The organism is Desulfocurvus sp. DL1XJH-121, from assembly GCF_054819825.1.
On the sequence record NZ_JBTVWW010000009.1, the window covers coordinates 40,355 to 61,881 of the forward strand.

General features: G+C 69.1%; 19 protein-coding genes. 12 read left to right on the forward strand and 7 right to left on the reverse strand.

The window, feature by feature from the left end:
• Positions 1-41 precede the first annotated feature (41 nt).
• Entirely contained in the window at positions 42-1,280 is a 1,239-nt protein-coding gene (locus ACYYG1_RS08130) for a M48 family metallopeptidase (RefSeq protein ID WP_461209800.1), read from the reverse strand.
• A 47-nt stretch (positions 1,281-1,327) separates the two neighbouring features.
• On the opposite strand from ACYYG1_RS08130, the gene ACYYG1_RS08135 reads away from it, so the two are divergent.
• Positions 1,328-2,143 (forward strand): Mut7-C RNAse domain-containing protein, encoded by an 816-nt coding sequence (locus tag ACYYG1_RS08135; protein ID WP_461209801.1) that lies wholly within the window; start codon positions 1,328-1,330, stop codon positions 2,141-2,143.
• A 39-nt stretch (positions 2,144-2,182) separates the two neighbouring features.
• Here ACYYG1_RS08135 and ACYYG1_RS08140 read toward each other — a convergent pair whose 3' ends face one another.
• Positions 2,183-3,514, reverse strand: a complete 1,332-nt coding sequence (locus ACYYG1_RS08140) for a GAF domain-containing sensor histidine kinase (protein ID WP_461209802.1) — start codon at positions 3,512-3,514, stop codon at positions 2,183-2,185.
• Between the two features lie 169 nt (positions 3,515-3,683).
• Here ACYYG1_RS08140 and ACYYG1_RS08145 point away from each other — a divergent pair, with 169 nt between their 5' ends.
• The 5 genes from ACYYG1_RS08145 (at position 3,684) to ACYYG1_RS08165 (ending at position 7,413) form a co-directional block, all read left to right on the forward strand.
• On the forward strand, positions 3,684-4,871 hold the full coding sequence (locus tag ACYYG1_RS08145; protein WP_461209803.1) for a class I SAM-dependent rRNA methyltransferase: 1,188 nt from the start codon (positions 3,684-3,686) through the stop codon (positions 4,869-4,871).
• 21 nt (positions 4,872-4,892) lie between these two features.
• Positions 4,893-5,324 (forward strand): hypothetical protein, encoded by a 432-nt coding sequence (locus tag ACYYG1_RS08150; RefSeq protein WP_461209804.1) that lies wholly within the window; start codon positions 4,893-4,895, stop codon positions 5,322-5,324.
• A 116-nt stretch (positions 5,325-5,440) separates the two neighbouring features.
• Positions 5,441-5,755, forward strand: coding sequence for a hypothetical protein (locus ACYYG1_RS08155; protein ID WP_461209805.1), 315 nt, complete (start codon positions 5,441-5,443; stop codon positions 5,753-5,755).
• Between the two features lie 93 nt (positions 5,756-5,848).
• Positions 5,849-6,538: a cell division ATP-binding protein FtsE gene (ftsE, locus tag ACYYG1_RS08160; protein ID WP_461209806.1), complete on the forward strand. Its 690-nt coding sequence runs from the start codon at positions 5,849-5,851 to the stop codon at positions 6,536-6,538.
• Complete coding sequence (locus tag ACYYG1_RS08165; protein WP_461209807.1) at positions 6,535-7,413, forward strand: cell division protein FtsX; 879 nt, start codon at positions 6,535-6,537, stop codon at positions 7,411-7,413. Before ftsE ends, ACYYG1_RS08165 begins: the two co-directional genes overlap by 4 nt.
• A gap of 238 nt (positions 7,414-7,651) precedes the next feature.
• Here ACYYG1_RS08165 and ACYYG1_RS08170 read toward each other — a convergent pair whose 3' ends face one another.
• Genes ACYYG1_RS08170 through ACYYG1_RS08180 form a run of 3 tightly spaced genes read right to left on the reverse strand, consistent with a single transcriptional unit; the run spans position 7,652 to position 10,439 of the window.
• The gene (locus tag ACYYG1_RS08170) at positions 7,652-8,302 is read right to left on the reverse strand and encodes a LutC/YkgG family protein (RefSeq protein ID WP_461209808.1); all 651 of its coding nucleotides are present in this window, start codon (positions 8,300-8,302) and stop codon (positions 7,652-7,654) included.
• Complete coding sequence (locus ACYYG1_RS08175) at positions 8,299-9,711, reverse strand: LutB/LldF family L-lactate oxidation iron-sulfur protein (RefSeq protein ID WP_461209809.1); 1,413 nt, start codon at positions 9,709-9,711, stop codon at positions 8,299-8,301. The genes ACYYG1_RS08170 and ACYYG1_RS08175 overlap by 4 nt, the downstream gene beginning before the upstream one ends.
• Positions 9,708-10,439 carry a (Fe-S)-binding protein gene (locus tag ACYYG1_RS08180; protein WP_461209810.1) on the reverse strand — a complete coding sequence of 244 codons (732 nt, stop codon included), beginning with the start codon at positions 10,437-10,439 and terminating at the stop codon, positions 9,708-9,710. Before ACYYG1_RS08180 ends, ACYYG1_RS08175 begins: the two co-directional genes overlap by 4 nt.
• Before the next feature lie 188 nt (positions 10,440-10,627).
• On the opposite strand from ACYYG1_RS08180, the gene ACYYG1_RS08185 reads away from it, so the two are divergent.
• On the forward strand, positions 10,628-11,440 hold the full coding sequence (locus ACYYG1_RS08185) for a ZIP family metal transporter (protein WP_461209811.1): 813 nt from the start codon (positions 10,628-10,630) through the stop codon (positions 11,438-11,440).
• Between the two features lie 138 nt (positions 11,441-11,578).
• Here the strand turns inward: ACYYG1_RS08185 and acs are convergent, their stop codons facing one another.
• Positions 11,579-13,567 carry an acetate--CoA ligase gene (gene acs / locus ACYYG1_RS08190; protein ID WP_461209812.1) on the reverse strand — a complete coding sequence of 663 codons (1,989 nt, stop codon included), beginning with the start codon at positions 13,565-13,567 and terminating at the stop codon, positions 11,579-11,581.
• 290 nt (positions 13,568-13,857) lie between these two features.
• Between acs and ACYYG1_RS08195 the strand changes: the two genes are divergently transcribed.
• Positions 13,858-16,572 carry a bifunctional acetate--CoA ligase family protein/GNAT family N-acetyltransferase gene (locus tag ACYYG1_RS08195; RefSeq protein ID WP_461209813.1) on the forward strand — a complete coding sequence of 905 codons (2,715 nt, stop codon included), beginning with the start codon at positions 13,858-13,860 and terminating at the stop codon, positions 16,570-16,572.
• An 80-nt stretch (positions 16,573-16,652) separates the two neighbouring features.
• On the opposite strand, the gene ACYYG1_RS08200 is transcribed toward ACYYG1_RS08195, so the two are convergent.
• A complete protein-coding gene (locus tag ACYYG1_RS08200) occupies positions 16,653-18,188 on the reverse strand; it encodes a molybdopterin-binding protein (RefSeq protein ID WP_461209814.1) in 1,536 nt (511 codons plus the stop codon).
• Between the two features lie 472 nt (positions 18,189-18,660).
• On the opposite strand from ACYYG1_RS08200, the gene ACYYG1_RS08205 reads away from it, so the two are divergent.
• The 4 genes from ACYYG1_RS08205 (at position 18,661) to ACYYG1_RS08220 (ending at position 21,521) form a co-directional block, all read left to right on the forward strand.
• Positions 18,661-18,978, forward strand: a complete 318-nt coding sequence (locus ACYYG1_RS08205) for an FmdB family zinc ribbon protein (RefSeq protein WP_461209815.1) — start codon at positions 18,661-18,663, stop codon at positions 18,976-18,978.
• A gap of 87 nt (positions 18,979-19,065) precedes the next feature.
• Positions 19,066-20,364, forward strand: a complete 1,299-nt coding sequence (gene purB, locus ACYYG1_RS08210) for an adenylosuccinate lyase (protein ID WP_461209816.1) — start codon at positions 19,066-19,068, stop codon at positions 20,362-20,364.
• 1 nt (position 20,365) lies between these two features.
• The gene (pyrE, locus tag ACYYG1_RS08215) at positions 20,366-20,929 is read left to right on the forward strand and encodes an orotate phosphoribosyltransferase (RefSeq protein WP_461209817.1); all 564 of its coding nucleotides are present in this window, start codon (positions 20,366-20,368) and stop codon (positions 20,927-20,929) included.
• Positions 20,913-21,521 (forward strand): LptM family lipoprotein, encoded by a 609-nt coding sequence (locus tag ACYYG1_RS08220; protein WP_461209818.1) that lies wholly within the window; start codon positions 20,913-20,915, stop codon positions 21,519-21,521. The genes pyrE and ACYYG1_RS08220 overlap by 17 nt, the downstream gene beginning before the upstream one ends.
• Positions 21,522-21,527: the final 6 nt, after the last annotated feature.

Genomic DNA, 21,527 nt, shown 5'->3' on the forward strand with positions numbered 1-21,527 from the left:
GAACCCTTGCCCAGCAAGGGCCGGTAGGCTGCGGGCGGCCTTCAGCGCACGGCCGCGCGCAGGGCGCGGATGCGCCGCAGGACCGGCGGGTGGGAATGGTGCACGGCCACGTACAGGGGGTGGGGCGTGAGATTGGCGAGGTTGGTGCGGGCCAGGGTCCCCAGGGCCGAGGCCAGGGCCTCTGGGTCCCCGGTGGAGCGGGCCGCGAAGGCGTCGGCCTGGAACTCGTAGCGCCGGGACAGGGCCTGCTCCACCAGCCCCAGGGCCAGGGACAGGGGCGTGTACAGCAGCAGGAAGAACACCAGCCCCGCGTGCACCGACGTCTCCCGCACCCCGAAGGCCGCGAACAGCTCGCGGTTGTCCAGGAACAGGGACATCAAGAACAACATCAGCCCCATGCGCGCCAGCGCCCCGGCGGTCATGCGCAGGATGTGCCCGCAGCGCCAGTGCCCCACCTCGTGGGCCGCCACGGCCACGATTTCCCGGGTGTCCATGGCCTGGACCAGGGTGTCGAACAGGGCGATGCGCTTCCTGCGGCCCAGGCCCGTGAAAAAGGCGTTGGACTTGGCCGAGCGCCGCGACCCGTCGATGACGAACAGACCGGACAGGGCGAAGCCCTCGCGCGCCGCGTAGTCCGTAAGCGCCGTGCGCAGCTCGCCCTCGGGCAGGGGCGTGAAGGTGTTGAACAGGGGCAGGATCAGCGCCGGCGCGACGTATTGCAGGGCCACGGAGGCCACGGCTATCCCGGCCCAGGCCAGGACCCAGGCCCAGGGCCCGGCGACGTGGAAGAACCACAGCACCATGGCCGCCAGCGGGCCGCCTATGGCGATCCCCAGGAGCCAGCCCTTGAGCCGGTCCAGGACGAAGGTGCCCGCGCTGGTGCGGTTGAACCCGAAGCGCTCCTCGATGACGAAGGTCCGCCAAGCGGACAGAGGCAGGGACGCGGCCTCGGAGAGCAGGAACAGGATGCCGAAAAAGGCCAGCCCCGTGCCCAGGGGGCCGAGGCCCGCGGCGCGCGCCGCGTTGTCGGCCCAGGCGAAGCCGCCCGCCAGGATGAAGGCCGTGACCAGGGCCAGCTGCCAGGTGTCCGAGGCCAGGTCGAAGCGGCCCGTGGCCCGGGCGTAGTCCTGGGACCGGGCGTAGTCCGCCGCGTCGATGCTCCCGGCGAGATCGCCGGGGACATCCGGGGCCAGGGCCCGGATGTTCAGGAGGGCCGCCGCCGCGCTCAGGGCGAAGCCCGCGAACATGGACCCCAGGATGATGATCAGGTAGGTGTTCATGGAGAACCGTTGATTCCTGGACGTGTCGAGGCCGGGGGCGAGGGGCCATGAGCCGGACACCCGAGGCGATTTTCACCTTCCACGACGATGTACGGCAATTCCTGGAGCCGGGCAACCGGGGCCGGGGCAAGCTGCCGCGCGAGGCCGTGCGCCAGGCCCGGCAAAGCGGGGTGGTGCGCTATCCCGTGGACCGCGCCGCGTCCCTCAAGGACGTCATCGAGGCCCTGGGCGTGCCCCACACCGAGGTGGGGCGCATCCTGGCGGACGGCCTGGAGGCTGGCTTCGGCCAGCCCCTGGAACCCGGGCTGGAGGTGCACGTGTTCGCCGTGGCCGCGCCCGTGGACGTGACCCGTCCCTGCCTGCTGCGCCCCGCGCCCCTTCCCCGCGCGGCCTTCGTGGTGGACGCCAACGTGGCCAAGCTCGGGGCGCTCCTGCGCATGCTGGGCCTGGACGCGGCCGGGAACCCGGCCTGGGACGACGAGGATATCGCCCGGGTCGCGGCTCGCGAGGGGCGCATCGTGCTCTCCCGGGACCGCGCCCTTCTCAAGCGCTCGGCCGTGACACACGGCCGCCTGCTGCGCGCCGAGCGCCCCCGGGAGCAGCTTCTGGAGATCCTCGCGCAGTTCGGGCTGCGCGGGCCCTTCAGCCCCCTGGGGCGCTGCCTGCGCTGCAACGAGCCGCTGCTCCCCGTGCCCAAGGCCGAAATCCTGCACCGGCTCCTGCCGCTGACCAGGAAACACTACCATGACTTCCACCGCTGTCCCGCCTGCGGGCGCGTATACTGGGCGGGGTCCCATCATGGGGCCATGCTGGCCTGGCTGCGCGAGGCCGGGGTCCAGGGCGTGTCGCAGGCCGGGGAATAGGCTATCGGCCCTTGCGGGACAAGGGTTCCTGGCGGGAGATCAATCCCGGGGCAGGGGCCATTCGATCTGGATGAAGGTGCCCTTGCCGGGCGCGGAATGGATGGAAAAGGCGCCGCCGGTGATCTCCGCGCGTTCGCGCATGCTGGGCAGTCCCAGGCCCGTGAGGCTGCCGGGGCAGGGGGCCGCCTCGGACAGGTCGAAGCCCTGGCCGTTGTCGCGCACGGCCAGGCGCAGGCGCTGGTCGCGCCTTTCCAGGGCCACGGACACGGCGTCTCCGCCGCTGTGCTTGGCCGCGTTGTACAAGGCTTCCTGCACGATGCGGAAGATGATCACGCCCAGGGTCTCGGGGATGTCCTCCTCCTGTACCAGCACGACCTTGTTCACCATCAGCCCGGGGTAGATTTTCTGGTAGTTGTTGATGAAGGCGTCCAGGGCCAGGAGCAGACCGAAATCCTGGAGCGTGGCCGGGTACATGGCGTCCTGCATCATGCGCACCCGGTCCACCAGGGACTTGGCCAGCCCGGCCGCGGACACGAGCCAGCGCTTGAGCCCGAGGTGGGAGTCCTCCGGCAGGTCGTAGAGGGCGTTGTCCAGGCCGACCTTGATGGCCACCAGGGGCTGGCCCAGGTCGTCATGGATCTCGCGGGCGAATTTCTTGTGTTCCTCCTCCTGGGCGCGGAACAGCTGGGCCGAAAGGGTCTGCATCCGTTCCCTGCTGTCTTCCAGCCCCTGGGCCAGGAGCACGCCCCAGAGGATGGCGGCCATGATCTGGGCGATGTCCTTGAGCAGCCGCACCTCGTCCTCGCTCCAGACGCGCTCGTGGGAGCACTGGTGCACGGCCAGCATCCAGGGATCGTCCTCCCTGGGGTACAGGGCCGTGATCATGGCCGTGCGCACTCCCAGGTCCTTTGCCACCTGCTCGGGCACGGTGTACGGGCTGCCCGGCCCGGTGACCAGGGGCTCCTTGCTCAGCAGGAGTTGGCGGTGGGTCTGCGCGACCTCCCGGGTCGCCGACACGTCCTCGTTGGGGGCGTAGGGCGGGGCCGGAACCCCCGGCCGTGAGCTGGAAAAGGCGATGCGCAGGGAGCCGTGGGCGCTCAGGCAGGGGTGCACCAGGATGACCTGGTCCGCGTCGAACACGTCCCGGACCTCTTCGACCACCTGATTCATGGTCTCGTTGAGATCTCCGCCCGGGCGCACGACCCGTTGGATGCGGTTGATCTTCCTGAGGTGGGCGAGTTCCCGGGCCTCGGAGCCGCGCAGGGCCTTCGCGCAGGGCTTTGCCTCCTGCCTCTGGCTGCGGCGCGGACGGTCGTCCCCGGGAATCTGGTCTTGGGCGGAGAGTTCCGTGTCCGAAAGGGGGTATTCCATGGGCGTTTCCTGATGGCTTTTCCTGGGTTCTCGCGTTTTCGTCAATTGTAGACCACCAGCCGCCAGGGTCAACCTCAAAACGCAGGCCAGGGTTTCCATTTCGCACGCGACCGGGCGGGCTGGCCAAAAGCGGGTTTGACCCCTTGCGGGAAGCTGGTATACGGGCGCCATGCCGACACTCATCCTCAAGAAAGGCCGTGAAAAGTCCCTGCTCAGGCGCCACCCGTGGATATTCTCCGGGGCCGTGAAGTCCGTGCAGGGCAAGCCCAAGCTCGGGCAGACCGTGGACGTGGTCTCCGCTGACGGAACCTGGCTGGCCGCGGCCGCCTACTCCCCGGAGTCTCAGATCACGGGCCGGGTCTGGTCCTTCCAAGAGGGCGAGGCCGTGGACGCGGGCTTCTTCGAGGGCAGGCTGCGGACCGCCGTCCGGGCCCGCGAGGCCCTGGGGCCGGACGTGCCGTCCCGGGCCTGCCGCCTGGTGCACGCCGAGTCCGACGGGCTGCCCGGCGTGGTGGTGGACCGCTACGGGGACTGGCTCTGCGGCCAGTTCATGACCGCCGGCGCGGAGCTCTGGAAGGCCGAGGTGGCCGCCAGGCTGATGGACATCACGGGCTGCAAGGGCTTCTGGGAGCGCTCCGACGGGGACATGCGCGTCCGCGAGGGGCTCACGCCCGTGAGCGGGCAGCTCTTGGGGGACGCGCCCCCGGACCTCGTGGAGATCGAGGAGGCCCCGGCGCGCTTCCTGGTGGACCTGCGCGGCGGGCACAAGACCGGCTATTACCTGGACCAGCGCGACAACCGCCGCGCCGTGGGCGCCATGTGCGCGGGCCGCGACGTGCTGAACTGCTTCTCCTATACCGGGGGCTTCGGCGTCTCCGCCCTGCTGGGCGGGGCCGCGCGCTGCGCCCACGTGGACGTCTCGGCCCCGGCTCTGGCCCTGGCCCGTGAGAACGCGCGCCTCAACGGCCTGGATGAGGCCGCCGCCGAATACCTGGAGGAGGACGTGTTCCAGGCGCTCAGGCGTATGCGCGACCAGGAGCGGACCTTCGACGTGGTGGTCCTGGACCCGCCCAAGTTCGCGGACTCCCGCGCCAACCTGCAGAAGGCCTGCCGGGGCTACAAGGACATCAACCTCCAGGCCCTGAAGCTCCTGGGCCCGGGCGGCCTGCTGTTCACCTTTTCCTGCTCCGGGCTCATGGACGCCGACCTGTTCCAGAAGGTGGTGGCGGGCGCGGCCCTGGACGCCGGGAAGGACGCGCGCATTGTGCGCCGCTTCACCCAGGCCCCGGACCACCCCGTGGCCCTGCCCTTCCCCGAGGGCGACTACCTCAAAGGCCTGCTGGTGCAGGTCGCGTAACCCCCCGCCGAGGAGGACCCCATGCCCGCAGACGAGAACGGCCACGCGCAGTCCATGGCCGCCGACATCCTGAAGATGATCGACGCGGCCCGCGAGGGCGGCCTGGACCTGTCCAAAGGCTTCAGGAACGAGGCCATGACCACGCCCCGGCTGCGCCTGGGCTACCTGTTCCAGCCCCACGAGGCCCTGGCCGCGCTGCCCATGCCCCCGGACGTCAAGCGCCGCCTGGGCCGCTCCAACGTCCTGGGCATGATCGAGATGAACGGCAAGCCCTACGGCATCCACCTGATCTGTTCCCTGCCCGTGCCCCTGGCCGAGGTCCGGGACGAGGCCCAGGTCCTCGCGGGCGTCGACCACAAGGCCCTGGCCGCCTATTCCGAACAGCTGCGCGCGGCCATGACCGAGGAGCTGCGCCAGGCCGAGGACGAGTCCGAACAAGGGCCCAGGCAGTAAGCGTCCGGAATTCTTCAAGGCGTTGATCCGCGTCAATGCCGCCTCCGGCGTGCCGGGGTACAGATTGACCGCGCCGCATGGTGCGGCGGCAGCCAACCCCCACAAGGAGAGCGGACATGAACGCCACGGGAATCGAACGCCAGGAACAGAAGATCGTCAGCCTCGCCCGGGTGGTCACGGACATGGCTCCGGGCCTGGACGCCCTGCCGGTGAAGGGCGCCCTGCGCTTGGGCATCGACGCGGCCCTCAAGGCCCGGGGCCTGGATTCCTGGAAGGACATGGCCCACAAGCCCGTCGCGGAAAAGCGCGATTTTTTCGACCAGTTGTGCGGCCACGCCCTGCCCCGGCTCGCGCGCATCGGCTTCCCCGAGGCCAAGGCCGGGGAGCTCGCCCGGCGGCTGCGCGAGGCCAATGAACGCTTCCTGGGCTGAGGCCGGAGGGCGCTGCACCGGGACGTTGCCCTTGGGTTGCAAAACCTGTAGCGTCCCAGTGATATGCCGACGCCCATGGTGCGGGTCCGGCACGTGTCGCACAATTTCGGCACGCACTGGGCTCTGAAAAACATCTCCTTCTCCCTGGACAAAGGGGAGTTCCTCTACCTCACCGGCCCTTCCGGCGCGGGCAAGACAACGCTCTTGCGCCTGCTCTACGCCTCCCTGCCCCTGGAGCGCGGCTCCGCCGAGGTGGCGGGCCTCGAGCTCAAGAACCTCCGGCGCGGGCGGGTGCCGCAGCTGCGCAGGCAGGTCAGCGTGGTCTTCCAGGACTTCAAGATCCTGGCGGACCGCAGCGTGGCCGCCAACGTGGCTCTGCCTCTGGAAGTGCGCGGCATGCCCGTGAAGAACATCAAGCGCCGCGTGAACGCCGTCTTGCGCAGCATGGGTCTGGAGAACAAGGCCCTGTGCCGCTGCTCCGAGCTTTCGGGCGGCGAGCAGCAGCGCGTGGCCATCGCCCGGGCCATCGTGCCCAACCCGCAGCTGCTCCTGGCCGACGAGCCCACGGGCAACCTGGACCTGGAACTGGCGCGGCATCTCATGGAAGTCTTCAAGCGCTTCCACACCTTCGGCACCACCGTGATCCTGGCCACGCACAACCAGGAGATCATCAAGGCCGTGCCCGGGGCCAAGCGCCTGGAACTGCGCGACGGCCGCGCCGTGGCCGCCAACTGGGAGGCGCCGGACCTCGAGCTGGGCCTGCCCGGCGCGGAGGAGCCATGAGGACGCTCCTGCGCCTGCTGGGTCGCGGGGTCGCGGACCTTGCGCGCAACCCCCTGGCCCAGACCCTGACCCTGGCCGCCGTGACGCTCACCGCGTTCCTGGCCGGGCTGTTCCTGCTCTTCGTGGTCAACCTGAACCAGGAGCTGCTCACGGCCAAGGGCGGATTCGCCTTCCAGGTCTACTGGCGGGCCGACGCGGACATGCGGACCTTGCGCGCCCAGTGGCAGGAATTCGACGCCCTGGACCACCTGCAGGGCAAACAGACCTTCAGCCCGGACCAGGCCCTGGACGAGCTGGCCCGGACCCTGGAGAGCCCGCCCGAGGACCTGCGGCGGCTCTCCGGCGACAGCCCGCTGCCCGCCACGGCCGTGCTCTGGTTCAGCGCGCCCCAGGGCGCGGACCCCGAACTCTTCGCCCAGGGCGTGCTGCGCAAGCTCGGCGGGCTGCCCGGGGTGGCGGACGTGCACTACAGCGCCCTGGAGCTGGGACTGGCCAAGGCCTGGAGCGGGTTCTCCCGCAGCGTGCTCTGGCCGCTCATCGCCTTCCTGGGGCTGGTCACCGCGCTCATCGTGGGCAACACCCTGCGCCTGTCCCTGGCCTCGCGCCGCGACGAGGTGGAGATCCTGCAACTCGTGGGCGCGGGCACCTGGTACATCCGCCTGCCCCTGGTCACGGGCGGCGCGGTGTTGGGCTTCGCGGGCGGCTGCCTGTCCCTGGGGCTGCTCAAGGCCGTGCAGCTGCCTCTGGCCGAGCTCTTCAACACCCCGCCCCTGAACCTGTCCATCACCTTCCTGCCCCCGGAATACGCCCTGGGCCTGGTGGCCTGCGTCACCGCCGTGGCCGCCCTGGCCTCCGCCGCCGTGGCGCGGGCGTAAGAGGCCGGGGGACGCCGTCCCCCGGGCCCCCTGCCAAAGGGGGTAACCCCCTTTGGAATCCCTTTATTTGGGTAAATTTGGTTATCAGCCCTTACAGCATAAGGGTTGCGGGCCTTGAACCATCCCCCATAGAAAAAGGTTTGGGGGATGGGGGAGGGAGCGCGAGGGAGGGGGCAGGGGGGCTTTCCTCAAAAGCCCCCCTGCCCCCTCCCTCGCAATTCTTCGCGCGCGCTATGCGCTATGCTTCCACGGCCAACACGACGCACACGGTGGGGCCGTGGACGCCTTTGACGATGGTTTTTTCGATGTCCGCGGTGGTGCTGGCGCCGGTGATGAAGTGCATGGCCGAGGGCAGGGTGCCGGACTCGTCGGCCTGGGAGCGGATGAAGGGCGGCAGGTCCGGGATGGTGGGTACGCTTTTGCCGGGCAGCACCAGGGCCACGTGCACGGGCGGCAGGAGCGAGGTCTGTCGCGGGGTTTCGGCGCGCGCCGTGACGATGACCGAGCCGGACTCGGGCAGCGCGGCGTGGGCCGAGGTTATGCCCATGTCGACCTGGGCGCGCTCTTCCAGGGGCGCGTCGTGGGGCACCAGGGCGACGCCCTCGTCCACGAGGATGTCTTTGAGGCCCAGGGCGTCCAGGTCGGGATGCTCCCAGGCCAGGGCGGTCTTGACCTCGTATTCCTGGATCAGGGCGCGCAGGCTCGCGGCGGCCTCCGCCAGGGAGGCCACGCCCAGGTAGCGCGCTCCGCAGGCGTCCGCACGCTCCTTGTACAGCGCCCAGTCGTCCGCGCCGAAGGCCGGGGCCTGGCTCATGGCCGGGCCGGTGCCCAGGGTTCCGGCGCCCAGGGCGTCCTCCAGGGCCGTGAGGATGGATTCGCGTGCGTTCATGATTTGCCCCCGCCCTGGTTTGCGCGGCGTTTGGAGAAGGGTTCCTTGAATTCGGGCAGGTCGCGTTTCTCGGCCCAGCGGCAGAGCACCTTGCCGATGCCCGGCAGGTGCGTGGCCAGCTTCAGGCGCGGGTCCAGGGTCCTGGCCACGGAACCGGCCATGCGCCAAGCGCGCGGGCTGGCGGCCAGGCGCGTGAAGGCCTTGGCCGCAGTGGCGGGCAGCGGGGACCGGGTGTCCGCGTAGCGTTCGCGCAGCATCATGATCAGGGACGGATGGTCCACGCGCATGGGGCAGACTTCGCGGCAGGCCCCGCAGGTGGTGCAGGCGAAGGCGAAGGCGGAGTAGGGATTGTCCTTGCCCTGGGCGTCGGCCAAGAGCGGCGCGAGGATGGTGCCCATGGGCCCGGAGTAGGTCCCCGGGTAGGCGTGGCCGCCAACGCGCACGTACACCGGGCAGACGTTGAAGCAGGCCCCGCAGCGCATGCAGGACAGGATGGAGCGCATGGCCTTGTCCGCCAGGATCTTGGTGCGGCCGTTGTCCAGGAGCACCAGGTGGAAGGCGCGCGCGCCGTCGGCCTCGCCTTCGCGGCGCGGGCCGGTGATGAGCGAGGCGTAGGAGGACAGGACCTGTCCGGTGCAGGACCTGGGCAGCACGGCCAGGATGGTGGCCATGTCCTCCAGGGTTTCCACGGCCTTTTCCAGGCTGGCCACGGCCACGTGCACGCGCGGCAGGGTGGTGCTCATGCGGATGTTGCCCTCGTTCTCGATGAGCAGCACGGAGCCGGTCTCGGCCACCAGCACGTTGGCGCCGGTGATGCCCATGTCCGCCTTGAGGAATTTTTCGCGCAGAGCGCGGCGGGCCATGAGGGTCAGCTTGGGGATGTCGTCGGTGATGGGCTCGCCCAGGTGCTTGTTGAACAGCTCCGAGACCTGGCGGCGGTTCTTGTGCAGGCACGGGGCCACGATGTGCGAGGGCTTTTCCCCGGCCAGCTGGATGATGTATTCGCCGAGGTCCGTCTCGAAGACCTCCATGCCCTCGTCTTCGAGCAGATGGTTCAGGCCCGTCTCCTCGGTGACCATGGACTTGCCTTTGACGATGGTCCTGACGCCCTCGGCCTTGGCGATGTCGGCCACGATGCGGTTGGCCTCGGCCCCGTCCTTGGCCCAGTGCACGTGCCCGCCCACGGCCTGCACGTTGGCCTCCAGCTTTCTGAGGATGGCGGGCAGGTTGGCCAGGCAGCGGGCCTTGACCTCGGCGGCGCGGTCGCGCGCGGCCTCGGCGTCGGGCAGGGTGGCCCAGCCGCGGGCGTGGCTCTGGCAGAAAGTCGCGGCGGCGTGGGCCAGGGTCTTGCGCAGCTGGGCGTCGGCCACGGCCTGTTCGCAGCGTTGGGTGAAGTCGGGCTTGCTCATGACGCCAACCCCATGTCCAGGACGTCGGCCACGTGGGTCACGGGCACCCCGGTTCCAAGCTTGCTCAGGCCGCCCCGGATGTTCAGCAGGCAGGACGGCTCGGCCGTGACCACGAAATCCGGGTCCGTGGCCAGGATTTCCTTGAGCTTGTCCTCCAGGATGGCTCCGGAAACAGCGGCGTGCTGCACGCTGAAGGGGCCGCCGAACCCGCAGCATTCGCCGGGGTGTTCCAGTTCCAGGCGGGTCAGGCCACGCACCGCGTCCAGCAGGGCGCGGGGTTCCTTGACCAGCCCCAGGGAACGGCCAACCTGGCAGGAGTCGTGGTAGGCGGCGCGGGCCGTGAGGTTCGCGCCCACATCGGTGACGCCCAGGACGTTGACCACGTATTCGCAGAACTCGAAGGTCTTGCGGCCCAGGGCCAGGGCGCGTTCGCGCATGCCCGGGTCGTCCGCGAAGAGTTCGGGGTAATGGGTGCGCATCATGTAGACGCAGGAGCCCGAGGGGGCCACCACGTGCTCGGCGCCTTCGAACAGCGCCAGGTGCCGGCGGGCGGTTTCGCGCGCCTGGTCCATGCGTCCGGCCTTGTACAGGGGCTGGCCGCAGCAGGTCTGCCCCCCGGGAACGCACACCTCGGCGCCCAGGCGCGTGAGCACGTTCACGCAGGCCTGGGCCGTATCGGGCAGGAATTCCTCTACAAGGCAGGGGACAAACAAATCAACGATTGGCATTCTTCCTCCAAAGACAGCGGCACTGACGGAGACGCCGCGGGGCCCGAAGTATGCCTCCTTGGTATTGGAAGTCAATGTCCGGGCGGGCGGGCGGCCCTATTCCCTGCCCGTAAGAGCTGTTTTGGGGGCTGGACCCGTCAAGCAAAAGAGTTATACTGAGCCTTGAACTCGGAATTGGGAGAGGTTGTATGATCGAAGCATTCAAGGAGCTTGGGCCCGTCCCGCAGACCCTGCTGGCCACGGGCTTCACCTGGGGCGTGACGGCCCTGGGCGCGGCCGTGGTCTTTTTGACCAAGAACGTTTCCAAGCTGACCCTGGACGTGATGCTGGGGTTCGCGGCCGGGGTGATGATCGCGGCCAGCTACTGGTCGCTCCTGGCCCCGGCCATCGACATGTCCGCGCATCTGGGGCATTGGGCCTTTGTCCCGGCGGTGGCTGGGTTCGTGCTGGGGGCCGTGTTCCTGCGGGTGGTGGACATGGCCCTGCCGCATTTGCACCTCAACCAGCCCAGGAGCGAGGCCGAGGGGCCCAGGACGGACTGGAAGCGCAGCACGCTCCTGGTCTTCGCCATCACGCTGCACAACATCCCCGAGGGCCTGGCCGTGGGCGTGGCCTTCGGCGCGGTGGCCGCGAACATCGACTCCGCCACCCTGGCCGGGGCCGTGGCCCTGGCCCTGGGCATCGGCATCCAGAACTTTCCCGAGGGCACGGCCGTGTCCGTGCCGCTGCGGCGCGACGGCATGAGCCGCACCAAGGCCTTTTTCTACGGCCAGGCCTCGGGCGTGGTGGAGCCCATCGCCGGGGTCCTGGGGGCCATGGCCGTGCTCTGGGCCCGGCCCATGCTGCCCTATGCCCTGGCCTTTGCGGCCGGGGCCATGATCTTCGTCACCGTGGAGGAGGTCATCCCCGAGTCCCAGGCCTCGGGCAACGGCGACTGGGCCACCATGGGCACGGTCCTGGGCTTCGCCGTAATGATGGCCTTGGACGTGGGCCTGGGTTAGCCTGAATCGAAAAGGGCCGGAAGCACAAGCTCCCGGCCCTTTTATTTGTGTTTGTCGCTGAACACTCCCCATACGGGGATTCCCAAGGGGGTCACCCCCTTGGGCGGGGTGCAGGGGCGGCGCCCCTGCCTTCCCAGCCTAGTCCCCCATGATCTCGTGGTAGCCGTCGATGAGGTCGTCGATGACCGTGGCGTCGGCCAGGGTCGAGGTGTCGCCGAACTCGTCGAACACGCCCGCCGCGATCTTGCGGAGCACGCGGCGCATGATCTTGCCCGAGCGGGTCTTGGGCAGCCCCTCGGCGAACTGGATGACCTCGGGCGAGGCGATGGGCCCGATCTCCTTGCGCACGTGGGCCCGCAGCTCGGTCACCAGCTCGTCGGACTCCTCCAGGCCGGCGGCCAGGGTCACGTAGGCGTAGATGGACTCGCCCTTGATGCTGTGGGGCATGCCCACCACCGCGGCCTCGGCCACGGCCCCGTGGGCCACCAGGGCGGATTCGATCTCCGCCGTGCCCATGCGGTGGCCCGAGACGTTGATCACGTCGTCCAGCCGCCCCATGACCCAGAAGTAGCCGTCCGCGTCGCGCCGGGCCCCGTCCCCGGACTCGTACATGCCAGGGAAGCGCTCGAAGTACGTGGTCTTGTAGCGGGCCGGGTCGCCGAACACCCCGCGCAGCATGCCGGGCCAGGGCTTGCGGATGATCAGGTTGCCGCCCTGGTCCGGGCCCACCTCGTTGCCTTCGGCGTCCACGATGGCCGCGTCGATGCCCGGCAGGGGCAGGGTGGCGGACCCCGGCTTCAGGGTGGTGGCGTAGGGCATGGCCGAGATCATGATGCCCCCGGTCTCGGTCTGCCACCAGGTGTCCACGATGGGCAGGCGGCCCTTGCCCACGTTGTCGTGGTACCACATCCAGGCCTCGGGGTTGATGGGCTCGCCCACGCTGCCCAGGACGCGCAGGGAGCTCATGTCGTGCTTCTCGGTCCACTCCACGCCCTCGCGCATCAGCGCGCGGATCACCGTGGGCGCGGTGTAGAAGGTGTTGACCTTGAATTTTTCCACGATCTGCCAGAAGCGGTCCGGCGCGGGCCAGCTGGGCACGCCCTCGAACATCAGGGACGTGCCGCCGCAGGCCAGGGGCCCGTACACGATGTAGCTGTGGCCCGTGACCCAGCCGATGTCCGCCGTGCACCAGTACACGTCGTCGTCTCGCAGGTCGAAGACGTACTGCATGGTGGAGGCCACGTAGGCCAGGTAGCCGCCCGTGGTGTGCACCACGCCCTTGGGCTTGCCCGTGGACCCGGAGGTGTAGAGGATGAACAGGATGTCCTCGGCCTTCATGGCTTCGGGCGTGACGAACCCGGCCACGTCCTCGGCCTCCATCTCCTCGCGCCACCAGGTGTCGCGCCCGGCCAGCATGGGCGCTTCCGTGCCCGCGCGGTCCACCACCACGCAGTGGCGGACGGACGGGCAGCCCGTGAGGGCCTCGTCGGCGTTGGGCTTCAGGGGGATGGTGCGCCCGGCGCGCAGCACGGCGTCCGCCGTGACCAGGACCTTGGCCTCGCAGTCCTGGATGCGGTTTTGCAGGCTCATGGCCGAGAACCCGGCAAAGACGATGGAATGCATGGCCCCGATGCGCGCGCAGGCCAGCATGGCGATGGCCAGCTCCGGGATCATGGGCATGTACAGGGCCACGCGGTCGCCCCGGCCCACGCCCTTTTTCTTCAGCACGGCCGCGAACTTGTTCACCTCGCGGTGCAGCATCTGGTAGGTGAACACCCGCACGTCCTCGTCGGGCTCGCCCTGCCAGATGATGGCGGCCTTGTTGCGGCGGCCGTTCGCCAGGTGCCGGTCCAGGCAGTTGTAGGAAACGTTCAGGGTCCCGTCCTCGAACCAGGAGACCTCGGGCTTGTCCAGGTCCGCGACCACGCCCTTGGTGGGCTCCTTGAACCAGGTGAGCAGCTCCTTGGCGCGCTCGAGCCAGAAGCCGTCGGGGTCGTCCATGGACCGGCGGTACAGGGCTGCGTACTGCTCCGGGCTCTGCACCCAGGCCTTGTCCCGGCCCTGGGTGGGCGGTTCGAAGAGGCGTTTCTCCTGCATCATGCTTTCAATGCTGGTTTCCTTGTTCATTCCTTGCTCCGTTTGAACGTTGGGCGTGCGGGCGCCGCGCGGGGAAGGTTCCGGCGGCCGGCCGGGGGCGCGGCCTTGCCGAATCTGCCCCCCGGCGGGTACAGGCCTGTATAGGGAACAGCGGACCGGGCGGGCAGAATTTTTTGGTAAACGGCAGGAAATGATGGTATGAACGGAGCCGTGAGATTTTCCACGCGCCGCATGCCACGGGCGCGCCCGGGTCGGCCCTCCGGGCGGCGGCTCCCGTCTTGGCAAGCCCCCAACGACAGCCGCACCCGGCCGAGGCCCGCATGAATCTCGCCAGCCTATCCACCATGTTCAAGCCCAACTCCGTGGCCGTGGTGGGCGCCACCGAGGAGCCCGGCCACCCCGGCGCGGTGCTCATGCACAACATCCTGGCCGGGAAGTTCATCGGCCCGGTGATCCCGGTGCACGAGAGCCTGTCCTCGGTGAACGGCATCCCCGCCTACCGCGAGATCGACACCCTGCCCCTGACCCCGGATCTGGCCCTGATCTGCTCGGCGCCCGAGACCGTGCCGGACTACGTGCTGCAGCTGGGACGCCGCGGCGTGCCCGGGGCCGTGGTCATCGGCAACGGCTTCGCGGACCTGCCCCCGGACGTGCGCACCATGCTGGAGAACGCCATCCTCAGCGCGGCCCGGCAGACGGACCTGCGCTTTCTGGGGCCGGACTCCATAGGCTTCCTGTCCCCGGGCGTGGGCATCAACGCCAGCCTCGGGCACATGGACGCGGCCCCCGGGCGCGTGGCCTTCATCACCGAGTCCGACTCCCTGTTCACGACGGTCCTGGACTGGGCCGCCAACCGGGGTATCGGGTTCTCGCACTTCATTTCCCTGGGCAAGAAGCTGGACTTCGGATTCGGCGAACTCCTGGACTACCTGAACTCCGACCCGGGCACGCGCGCGGTGCTCTTGTACGTGGAGGAGATCCGCAACGCCCGGTCCTTCCTCTCCGCCGCCCGGGCCACGGCGCGCAACAAGCCGCTTTTGGTCATCAAGGCCGGCGGCACCATGGAGTCCTCGTCCCTCATCGCCCGCTACCGGGGCGGGGACCAGGGCCTGGACGCGGTGTACGACGCGGCCTTCCGCCGCTCGGGCATGCTGCGCGTGCCGGACATCGACGCCATGTTCGATAGCGTGGAGACCCTGGCCCGGTCGCGCCCGCTCAAGGGCGAGCGCCTGGCCATCCTGGCCAACGGCAAGAGCCCGGGCATCCTGGTGCAGGACCTGCTGGTGGGCGGCGGCGGAGCCATGGCCGTGCTGGACGAGGAAACCCGCAGCTCCCTGTTGGAGCTTATCGAGGGCGACCCGGGCGGGCCCGGAAAGCATTTCCTGGACGCCGAGAACCCCGTGAACATCGGGGCCCACGCCCCGCCGGAGCGCTACGCCAAGGCCCTGAAAATTCTGCTCAAGGCCCCGGGCGTGGACGCGGTGCTGGTGCTGCACGTGCCTTCCTGCCTGGTGGACGGCAAGGAGGTGGCCGAGGCCGTGGCCGCGACCCTCAAGCGGGCCAAGCGCACGGTGCTCACCAGCTGGCTCGGAGGGGACAACGCCCAGCGCGCACGCGACGTGTTCAGCGAGGCCGACATCTCCACCTTCCTGACTCCGGACAAGGCCGTGCGCGCCTTCCTGAACCTGGTGCACTATCGGCGCAACCAGGAGATGCTCATGGAGACCCCGGCCTCCCTGCCCTCGGAGTTCGACCCGGACACGCACACCGCGCGCCTGGTGGTGGCCGGGGCCCTGGAGTCCGGGCGCGAGACCCTCACCGTGCCCGAGGCCATGGACATCCTGGACTGCTACGACGTGCCCGTGGTGGAGACCCGGCTCTCGGGCAGCGCGGACGCGGCCGTGAACGCGGCGCAAGAGATGGGCTTTCCCGTGGCCCTGAAGGTGCTGACCCCGGACAGCTTCTGCAAGACCCTGGCCGGGGGCGTGGCCCTGGACCTGGAGAACGCCGAAGACGTGGCCGACGCGGCCCAGGCCGTGACCCAGCGCGTGCTGGCCGCGCGACCGGGCAGCCGGGTGGCGGGCTATGTGGTGCAGCGCATGGGCAGGCGGCCCCAGGCCCGGGAGCTGTTCATCAAGGCCGGGCTGGACCCGGTGTTCGGCCCGTACCTGCATTTCGGCCATGGCGGCGCGGAGACCGAGCTCATCGGGGACCACGCCGTGTCCCTGCCGCCGTTGAACATGAGCTTGGCCAAGGAGCTCATCTCGCGCACCAAGATCTCGCGGCTCCTGGCCGGGGGCGCGGGCCGCGCCCCGGCGGACGTGCAGGCCCTCTGCCTGACCCTGACCAAGGTCTCCCAGCTCATCGTGGACATCCCGGAGATCACATCCCTGGAGATCAACCCGCTGTTCTGCGACGAGCAGGGGGTGCTGGCACTGGACGCGCAGATCTGCGTGGCCGCCTACCAGGGCGACACGGGGGCGCGCTTGGCCATCCGGCCCTACCCGCGCGAGCTGGAGGAATGCGTGCTGCTGGGCCACGGGCGCGGGGTGACGCTCCGGCCCATCCGGCCCGAGGACGAGCCCGCGCACTGGGAGTTTTTGTCCAAGCTCTCGGTGGACGACATCCGCTACCGCTTCTTCGGGCTGATCCGCGAGCTGCCGCGTTCGGAGATGATCCGTTTGACCCAGATCGACTACGACCGGGAAATGGCCTTCATCGCCACGGCCGAGAACCCGGACGCGCCCGGGGAGCCGGAGACCCTGGGAGTGGTGCGCGGCATGACCAAGCCCGACAACTCGGACATCGAGTTCGCCATCGTGGTGCGCTCAGACTACAAGCGCCAGGGCCTGGGCCGCATCCTCATGGAGAAGCTCATCCGCTACGCCACCTCGCGGGGCACCAAGTACATGATCGGCGAGGCGCTTCTGGAGAACAAGGGCATGTCCTCCCTGGCCGAGAAGCTAGGGTTCGACGTGAAGAAGAACTACGACGACGACGTGTACACCTTCCGCCTGCTTCTGAACCCCGAATAAGACTGCCCCCGGACAGCTTCGCCTGGTCCGAGAACGCTTGCGGCACTAAGGCTGATAAGCTGTCTGCGCGCCCAGGCGCGTCAGCCTTTTGCGGCCCGGGCGCGGGCCTGGAATCCCGGGTCCTCCAGCAGGGCCAGGGCGGCGCGCACCCCCGGGTCGTCCCTGAGGTCTTCGGGCGCCACGAGGTGCGCGTCCGCGCCGGGCAGCTGCGCCGGGCCCGGGCCCGGCGCCACGGCCAGGTGGCAGAGGCCCCTGTCCAGGGCCGCTAGGGCCGCCCGGGCGTCCATGAGCGCCAGGGCCGGGCGCACGGGCTCCTCCAGGCCCAGCAGGGCGTCGGCCAGCATGACCAGGGCCGGGCTCTGCGGCCCCGCCAGGATCAGGGTCCGTTCCGGTTCGCAGGCGTGGGGCAACAGCTCCACGTCCACCTCGTCCCCGACGTCGAAGCCCGGCGAGTCGGCGGGCACGCGGGCCACGGCCTGGCCCCAGGTCATGGTCACGGCGCGGCCCAGACGCCAGGGCAGGGGCACGGCCACGGCCTGGCCGCGCACCAGGCCCAGGCCCAGGCGCAGCACGCCCTGTTCCCCGGGCCGGGAAAGGGCCGCGCAGGCCATGGCCGCGCGCACCCTGGGGCGTTCCCGGCGCGGCCTGCGGCCCAGCCAGAGCGCCAGGGGCTCCAGGATTTCCTCGAAGCAGAGCAGGGCACCGGCGGGCGGCCCGGGCGCGGCCACGAGCAGCTTGCCCCCGAACTCGGGCCTGGCCACGGCCAGTATGGTGGGGCTGCCCGGCCGCATCTGGATGCCGTGGGCCAGGATGGCGCCCACGGACTCCAGAATGGCGCGCGAATAATCCCGCGTGCCCCTGCTGGTGCCCGCGCCCATGACCACCACGTGGGCCTCGGAGGCCAGGGCCTCGGCCACGGCGGCGCGCAGGGCCTCGGGGTCGTCGGGCACCGGGGGCACGCGCAGGGCCTCGCAGCCCCAGGCCGGGGCCAGGGCCGTGAGCATCTGGGTGTTGCTCTCCACCACCTGGCCGGGGCCGGGCAGCGGGCGCTTCGTGAAGTCCAGGACCTCGTCGCCCGTGGGGATCATGCGCAGGCGCACGCGCCGTACGCAGTCCAGCTCCCAGACGCCCGCGGAGAGCAGCGCGCCCACGTCGGCGGGCGAAATCAGGTGCCCGGCGGGCAGGAGCACGCGCCCGGCCGCATAGTCCGAGCCCTTGCGGCGCACGTGCTGCCAGGGCGCGGCCGGGGCCTGGATGGTCACGCAGCCGTCGTCCTCGCGGATCAGGTCCTCGACCATGATCACCGCGTCCAGGCCCTCGGGCAGGGGGTTGCCCGTGTTCACGGGCGCGAAGTCCGCGCCCGGGGAGAGGCGCAGGGGATTGTCCGGGCTGGCCGGGGCGGTGGCCTGCGCGCGCACGGCCACGCCGTCCATGCCCGAGCAGTTTTCCGGCGGGGCCCAGTGTTCGATGCGCACGGCCCGGGACGTGACCCGGCCCCCGGCCTGATGCGCGGGCACGCGCTCCGACCCCACCAGGGCATCGCGGTCCAGGGCGTCGCGCGTGCGGGAGAGGGCCAGGTCCAGGGGGATGGTCTGCAGGTGCATGGTGCGCTTCACGGGCTTCCTCCGGTGGTGGATTCTCAAGGATTGCATGGGGTCGGGCCAGGGTAGCCCAGGCCCGGGGAAAAGGAAACGCCCGGCCCCTGTCCCCGCGTTCCGCGAGGCATGGCCGGACTCCGGCCGGGATACGCCGGGGCCACAGGTTGCGCTTTACAAGGTTCGGGGTTTATGGATATAGGGCCTGTTTCGACGCGACAAGCGATCAAATACCCATTTGGAGGAAATACACATGGCCAAGCACAAGAAGCACGAACGCCTCAAGGAACTGGACCGCCGCCGCAAGCGCAAGAAGGAAAGCCTCAAGGAGCGCATCCGCGAAGCCAAGGCCGCGGCCAAGGCGTAGCGCGGCGCAAGCGGCGTTTAGCGGCGCCCGCGACATCGCGGGCGCGCGCGGGCTTGACACGCCCGGAACCCGTGTTTAGCTGGACGGGTCCGGGAGCAAGCCCATCAAGACAAGGTGGATGAAGAAATGCCTATTTACGAGTATCGCTGCAAGGAATGCGAACAGATTTTCGAGGAGTGGCAGAAAAGCCACGAGGATCTGAAGGTCAACTGTCCCGTGTGCGGGGCCGAGGCCGAACGCATCATCTCCAACACGTCCTTCGTGCTCAAGGGCACGGGTTGGTACGTGACGGATTATTCCAATGGTCGGTCCTGCCCGGCTCCGAGTTCCTCAGGGGACAACGGGAACGGCAAGGAGACGTCCGGCAAGGGTGAAGGCAAGTCCGAAAACCCGCCGGCCAAGGCCGCAGCCGCAAAAGAAGCGACCCAAGCCGCCCAATCCTAGCGGCTCAAGGCAGCCGAGGCTGCCTTTTTTTTTGGCGCGTCCCTCCGGGCGCGCGGCAACCCGCGAACCATCCCACGGAAGAGCGAGATGATAGAGCGTTACACCCGCCCGGAGATGGGCGAACTGTGGACCCTGGAGAACAAGTTCCGGGCCTGGCTGGAGGTGGAGGTCGCGGTCTGCGAGGCCTGGAACCGCCTGGGCGTGGTCCCGGACCAGGACATGCAGGCCATCCGCGACAAGGCCGACTTCGAACTGCCGCGCATCCTGGAGATCGAGGAACGCACCCGCCACGACGTCATCGCCTTTTTGACGGCCGTGGAGGAGAAGGTGGGGCCGTCCTCGCGCTTCATCCACCTGGGCTGCACCTCCTCGGACATCGTGGACACGGCCAACGGCGTGCTCCTGTCGCGCGCCGCGGACATCCTGGCCCGCGACATCCAGAATCTCCTAGACGTGCTGAGGGACATGGCATTCGAGCACAAGGGCCGGCTGTGCATGGGCCGCACCCACGGCATCCACGCCGAGCCCACCAGTTACGGCCTGAAGCTGGCCGGGTTCTACGCCGAGTTCAAGCGCCACCAGGAACGCTTCCTGGCCGCGGCCGACGGGGTGCGCGTGGGCAAGATTTCCGGGGCCGTGGGCACCTACGCCCATCTGAACCCCGAGGTGGAGCGCATCGCCCTGGAGATTCTGGGCCTGTCCGTGGACCCCGTGTCCACCCAGATCGTGCAGCGCGACCGCCACGCCGCGTTCTTCACCGCCCTGGGCGTCATGGCCGGTGGCGTGGAGCGCCTCTGCGTGGAGCTGCGGCACCTGCAGCGCACCGAGGTCCTGGAGGTGGAGGAAGGCTTCGCCAAGGGCCAGAAGGGCTCCTCGGCCATGCCCCACAAGAAGAATCCCATCTCCGCCGAGAACCTGGCCGGGCTCTCGCGCCTGGTGCGCACCAACTCCGTGGCCGCCATGGAGAACCAAGCCCTGTGGCACGAGCGCGACATCAGCCATTCCTCGGTGGAGCGCGTGATCATGCCCGATTCCACCATCCTCATGAACTACGCCCTGAACCGCCTGGCCGGGCTGCTGAAAAATCTGCGCGTGATCCCCGCCAACATCGAGCGCAACCTGCGCGGCTCCTACGGGCTGTTCTTTTCCCAGCGCGTGCTCATGGAGCTCCTGGAGGGCACGGACCTGGAGCGCCAGAAGGCCTACGAGATGGTCCAGAAGGTGGCCATGCGCTGCTGGGACGAGGGTTTGCAGTTCCCGAACGAGGTGCGCAAGGACCCGGAAATCAGCGGGCTGCTTTCAACGGGAAAATTGGACGAAATCTTCGACTACGGGTATTACCTCAAACATGAGGACATGATCTTCGACCGCGTTTTCGGGAGCTAGGATGCAGGAGATGAAAAAGAGGCTGGCCAGGATTCTGGTGGAAAAGTCCTACCGCGAGGGCGATTTCACCCTGACCTCGGGCAAGAAGAGCGACTATTACTTCGACTGCAAGCAGACGGCCCTGCATCCCGAGGGCTCCTATCTCCTGGGTCGGTTGTTCCTTGAAATCCTCAAGAACCACGAGGACGTGTGCGGCGTCGGGGGCATGACCCTGGGCGCGGACCCGCTGGTCTCGGCGGTGACGGTCACCTCCTTCGCGGAAGGACGGCCCCTGCCCGGGTTCATCGTGCGCAAGCAGTCCAAGGGCCACGGCACGGACCAGTATCTGGAGGGCCTGGCCAACTTCTCCCAGGGCGACAAGGTGGTCATGCTCGAGGACGTGGTCACCACGGGCGGAACGCTCATCAAGGCCTGCGAGCGCGTGCGCGCCGCCGGGCTCGAGATCGTGGGCGTGGTCTGCGTCCTGGACCGGCAGGAGGGCGGGCGCGAGAATCTGGCCCGGGCCGGATACGAACTGGAGTCCATCTTCACCAGGAGCGAACTTATCCATGCGGCGGGCGATTAGCGTCATCCTGTTGGCTGCGGCGGTGTGTTCCCTGTGCGCGTGCGGGCTTTCTGGCCGCAACGCCGAGGAAATCCTGTGGCCCGGGCTCTCCGGCCCCTATGTGCGCACCACGCGCGACTGGACCCGCCAGGAGGTGGTCTACGACGGGGTGAACATGGAGTTCACGGCCACGGCCACCCTGAAGGCCATGCCCTGGCGCGAGGCCTTCACGGACAAGAGCGCGGAGGTCTATTCCCTGAGCGCCGCGGAAAAGGAAAAGCTCCTTTTCGACCAACGCGCGGCCCACGCCCGGGGCGCGGATTTCGTCCTGGCCCTGGAAAGCCCGCGCTACGGCAACGAGAAACTCTCCCTGGACAGCCAGCGCTGGAAGGTGTTTGCATTCCAGGGGGTAAACAGGCTATACCCTTCGGAAATCAGGGTAATGGACCGCAGGCTTTGGCCCGACACCAAGCTCAAGGCCTTCTTCCCTTACTACACCAGATGGCAGACTTTTTACTCCCTGCACTTCGATGCTCTCGCCCCCGGGCCCGTCACGCTCGTGGTTTCCGGCCCGGCCGGTGTTGTGAACATGGAATGGGAGCGGTTCGAGTAGAGGTGG